Origin of the sequence: Mesorhizobium sp. M7A.F.Ca.CA.004.06.1.1 (assembly GCF_003999135.1) — a bacterium.
In the GTDB taxonomy this organism is placed as follows: domain Bacteria; phylum Pseudomonadota; class Alphaproteobacteria; order Rhizobiales; family Rhizobiaceae; genus Mesorhizobium.
This window is the reverse complement of sequence record NZ_RZPQ01000443.1, coordinates 1-4,912: the sequence shown is the minus strand read 5'-3', so window position 1 is coordinate 4,912 and position 4,912 is coordinate 1. Positions and strand designations below refer to the sequence as shown.

The 4,912-nt window shown below is 63.9% G+C and carries 3 protein-coding genes and 2 pseudogenes; 3 read left to right on the top strand and 2 right to left on the bottom strand.

Annotation, left to right across the window (positions count from 1 at the left end):
• From EN906_RS22920 to tsaE, 3 genes and pseudogenes are all read left to right on the top strand, one after another.
• Nucleotides 1-588, top strand: a 588-nt coding sequence (locus tag EN906_RS22920; RefSeq protein ID WP_164777296.1) for an adenosylhomocysteinase, incomplete at its 5' end; no start/stop codon positions are given.
• Nucleotides 589-787: 199 nt separating this feature from the next.
• Nucleotides 788-3,343: a PAS domain-containing sensor histidine kinase gene (locus tag EN906_RS22915; RefSeq protein WP_127267523.1), complete on the top strand. Its 2,556-nt coding sequence runs from the start codon at nt 788-790 to the stop codon at nt 3,341-3,343.
• An 8-nt stretch (nt 3,344-3,351) separates the two neighbouring features.
• A pseudogene (gene tsaE, locus EN906_RS22910) lies at nt 3,352-4,329 on the top strand (tRNA (adenosine(37)-N6)-threonylcarbamoyltransferase complex ATPase subunit type 1 TsaE); the annotation flags it as partial.
• Here the strand turns inward: tsaE and EN906_RS22905 are convergent.
• Nucleotides 4,320-4,424, bottom strand: a pseudogene (locus tag EN906_RS22905) (sugar phosphate nucleotidyltransferase); the annotation flags it as partial. The pseudogenes tsaE and EN906_RS22905 sit on opposite strands and share 10 nt — an antisense overlap.
• Nucleotides 4,421-4,912 (bottom strand): phosphotransferase (locus tag EN906_RS22900; protein WP_164777295.1); only part of this gene is annotated, 492 nt, incomplete at its 5' end. The gene EN906_RS22900 and the pseudogene EN906_RS22905, both read right to left, overlap by 4 nt.

Here is a 4,912-nt window from a genome sequence, read left to right as displayed (position 1 = left end):
GGCGCCCGCGTCAAGGTCACCGAGGTCGATCCGATTTGCGCGCTGCAGGCGGCGATGGACGGGTTTGAAGTCGTCACGCTGGAAGATGCGGCCCCCACCGCCGACATCGTCATCACCACCACCGGCAACAAGGATGTCGTCACCCTCGACCATATGCGCTCGATGAAGGACATGGTCATCGTCGGCAACATCGGCCACTTCGACAATGAGATCCAGGTCGCCGCGCTGCGCAATTTGAAATGGACCAACGTCAAGCCGCAGGTCGACATGATCACCTTCGCGGACGGCAAGCGGATGATCCTTTTGTCGGAAGGGCGGCTGCTCAATCTCGGCAACGCCACAGGCCACCCGAGCTTCGTCATGTCGGCATCCTTCACCAACCAGGTGCTGGCGCAGATCGAGCTCTACACCAAGCCCGGCCAGTACGAGAACCAGGTCTATGTCCTGCCCAAGCATCTCGACGAAAAGGTCGCGCGCCTGCATCTCGACAAGCTCGGCGCCCGTCTGACCGAACTGTCGGGTGAACAAGCCGCCTATATCGGCGTCACGCCGCAGGGTCCGTTCAAGCCGGAACACTACCGCTATTAACCAAAGCTAAAATTGCTACCAGATATTGAGGCCGGGCGATTGACTTTTCGCCCGGCCTTATTTTTGCGCGCCATCAGCCTTCACGGCGATTCGGCGAGGGGTTATTGTCAGGTGATTCGGCGATGCTTCCAGCCCGAGAGGGTCAAGAGAGGCACGCATCAGGGCGGTCTTGCATTCAGGCGGCGGAGAGGACCAAGACATGCCGGGGCAACACCCGCACAGAGCGGGACGGGCCGTTTCCGGCGGCCATGACGATTCGGGGATTGCTGGCTCCGCCCTGGAAGGCGGGAGCCTGTCCTGGCGCGCCCGTGCGTCGACATTCCTTGCCACCTCCGCGCTCGCGGGCCCCTTGGCTGGCGCCGTCGCGCATGCCGAAACCGCTGCTGCCAGCGTCGCGGGACTGTCGGTGAGCGCCATCGAGGTCATGCAGCTTGCCGTGTTCGTCGGCGTGACGGGTGCCGCACTGATATCGGCCATCGTTCTCATCCGCGAAAGAGCCCGCACCTCGGCGGAGAATGTCGAACTCAGGAGCCGCCTCGCCGACATCAACGCGGCGCTCCGCCGCTCCGAGGCGCTGCTCAATCTGCGTGACCAGCGCGTCGTCGTCTGGGCCGCTGAAAACAAGAAGCCCGAGCTTATCGGCACATTGCCCGTCGAAAGCGGCGCTCCCGAAGATAGGGCCGCTTTTCTCGCTTTCGGCCGCTGGCTGATGCCGCGTTCGGCGGCGGCACTCGAACATGCCGTCGCGGGATTGCGCGAGAAGGCCAAACCCTTCGACCTCGTCATCGAATCGCAGGCCGGTGCGCCGCTCGAAGTGCATGGCCGCAAGAGTGCCGCGCATGTGCTCGTGCGTTTCGTCTCGCTCTCGGAGACGCAGCGCAGCCAGGCCAGGCTGAAGATCGAGAACCAGCGGCTGGCCGCCGACCACGACACGATGATCGGCCTGCTCGACGCGCTGAACATGCCGGCATGGCTCCGCGGCGAGGACGGCGGGCTGAAGTGGGTCAACCGCGCCTATGCCGATGCCGTCGAAGCCGAAAATGCCGAAGCCGCGGTCCGGGAGAAAAAAGAGTTCCTCGGCGGCCAGGCGCGCGATGCGATTGCCGCCCAGCACAAGACGCATCCGGTTTTCGAGCAGTCGCTGTCCACCGTGATCGAAGGTGACCGCCGTGTGTTCGCGGTCACCGATTTCGCCGGCAGCGATGGCTCGGCCGGCCTTGCCTGTGACACCAGTGCCATTGAGGCCGTTCGCGGCGAATACGAACGGACGGTGCGAAGCCACGCCGACACGCTCGACCAGCTCAACACGGCAGTCGCCATTTTCGACACCGACGAGAAGCTGCGGTTCTTCAACCAAGCCTTCCAGAAGCTTTGGGGGTTGGACGCCGGCTTCCTGCACAGCGCACCCGACAATGCCTTGCTGCTCGACCGGCTGCGCAGCGAGGGCAAGATCGCCGAACAGCCTGAATGGCGTCGCTGGAAGGAAGGCCTGCTCGGCGCCTATCGCGCCGTCGAATCCCAGGAACATTGGTGGCATCTGCCGGACGGCAAGACCATTCGCGTCGTCGCCAATCCGCAGCCCAAGGGCGGCGTGACCTGGGTGTTCGAGAACCTGACCGAGAAGATGGACCTGGAAAGCCGCTACCAGACAGCCGTGCGGGTTCAGGGCGAGACGCTCGACAATCTTGCCGAAGGCGTGGCGGTGTTCGGACCCGACGGCAGGCTCCGGCTGTCGAATCCTGCCTTTGCCACTCTCTGGGGATTGAGCGGTGAAGCGGCCAAGCCCAGTGTCCACGTGTCGACGATACGCGACCTCTGCGACCGGCAGGCCGCGGACAGCCCCTGGCCCAGCTTCGTTGCCGCCATCACCGGCTTTGACGACGAGCGCCGCGACCGCCACGGACAGACCGAGCTCAACAACGGCAATGTGCTGAGTTACGCCATGATCCCGCTGCCCAACGGGCAGGTGATGATGACCTTCGTCGACGTGACCGACAGCGTCCATGTCGAGCGGGCGCTGAAGGACAAGAACGAGGCGCTGCAAAAATCCGACCAGCTCAAGAACGAATTCGTCCAGCACGTCTCCTATGAACTGCGTTCGCCGCTGACCAACATCATCGGCTTCACCGAACTCCTGTCGCAGCCCACGACCGGTCCGCTGACGCAGAAGCAGCGCGAATATGTCGAGCATGTCAGCTCGTCCTCCGCGGTCCTGCTCACCATCGTCAACGACATACTCGACTTGGCGACGGTGGACGCCGGCATCATGCAGCTCGACATTTCCGAGGTGCAGGTCGATCGCACCATCGCCGCTGCGGCCGAACTGGTGGCCGACCGGCTGGAAGAGCATTCGATCAGTCTCCAGGTGGACGCCATCGCGGCGCCGAAGACGTTTCACGGCGATGAGGTCCGCGTCCGCCAGATCCTCTACAATCTGCTCAGCAACGCCGCCAATTACGCCCCGGAAGCCAGCATCATCCGGCTCACTTGCCGCCATCTGGCGGATGGGGTGGAATTCTCGGTTCATGACGATGGTCCCGGCATGCCGCCGGATGTGCTCGATTCGGTGTTCCGCCGTTTCGAGCCGCGCGCCAATGGCGGCCGCCGGCGCGGCGCCGGCCTCGGCCTGTCGATCGTCAAGAGCTTCGTCGAGCTGCATGGCGGCAGCGTTCGCATCGAAACCGGCAAGGACAAGGGCACGACCGTCATCTGCACCTTTCCAGACATGCCGGGCATCCGCGCCGCGGCCGAGTAGCGCGTTCGATGACCGGACTGGTGCTGGAGCGATTACTCGCCGACGAGACCCAGACAGCGCGGCTGGGCGAAGATCTGGCGCTGTCGCTGCGCCCGGGTGACGTGCTTGCCCTCAAGGGCGATCTCGGCGCCGGCAAGTCGACGCTGGCGCGGGCCTTGATCAGGACCCTGGCCGACGATGCCGGTCTCGATGTTCCGAGTCCGACCTTCACATTGGTGCAGAGCTACGACACCCGCATTCCGGTCCATCATTTCGATCTCTACCGCCTGTCCTCGGCGGACGAGATCGATGAGTTGGGGCTCGACGAAGCCCTGGCGCAGGGTGCTGCTTTGGTCGAATGGCCGGAACGGGCGGAAGCCCATCTGCCGAAAACCACAGTCCTGATCGAGCTCGTCCAGCATGGCGAAGGCCGGCTGGCGCGATTGTCAGGCCAGGGTGATGCCTTCGATCGGGCGGCACGGTCGTTGGCCATGCGCGACTTTCTCGTGAACGCCGGCTGGGGGGAAGCGCAGCGCCGCCATTTCATCGGCGATGCTTCGGCCCGCTCCTATGAGATCGTTTCGTTGCCGGACCAAAAGCCTCGGGTCTTGATGAACTCGCCACGGCTGGTTCTCGGTCCGCCTGTGCGCGACGGCAAGCCCTATGCCGAGATCGCGCATACCGCTCAGTCGGTCTCCGCCTTCGTTGCCATCGACCGCGCCTTGAAGGAAGGCGGCGTCAGCGTTCCGCAAATCCATGCCGAGGACCAGGAGCAAGGTTTCCTGCTTCTCGAACATCTTGGTTCCGAAGGTTTCCTCAGCGGCGATGGCCAGCCGCTGGCCGAGCGTTACGCAGCGTCCGCTGAGCTGCTGGCCATGATGCACGGCAGGGCCTGGCCGCAGCGCCTGGAAACAGGGCAAGGCGGCTTCCACGATGTGCCGCCTTTCGACCGCGACGCCATGATGATCGAAGCCGATCTGCTGGTCGACTGGTACGTGCCGGCAATCTTGACCAGTGGCTTGGGAATGGTGTCGGTGATCGGCCGCATGCGTTTGCCAAGCCCGGCGGCAAGTACGATGGCGGTGTCCGGTCTTGCTGTCACAGCGCTCGCTCCTCCAGCAAACCCTGGGCGTCGTAGAACTCGCGCAGGCTTGCCAGCGCCGGATGAGACAGAGCCCGGCGCAGATAGTCGCGGATGCGCGGCAAGTGCTTCAGATAATAGGGCTTGCCGTCGCGTTTTTCGAGACGGACGAAGATGCCGAGGATCTTGGAATTTCGCTGCGCCGCCATGATGGCGTAGGATTCCAGGAAGCTTGCCTCGTCGAAAGCGCCGGCTGCGTGGCGCGCCGCGACATAGGCATCCAGCGTCTGTTTCTCGATCTCGGGCGAGATGGTGACCCGCGCGTCCATGGCGAGCGAGGCGACGTCATAGGCGCAAGGGCCGATCAGCGCATCCTGGAAATCGACGATGCCTAGCCGATCATGCCCGGAACGGTCGCCGCGCCAGATGATGTTTGGCGAATGGAAGTCGCGCAGCATCAGCGTGACCTCGCGGCCTTGCAGCCGGTCGAGGAGCGCATTCCATTGCTT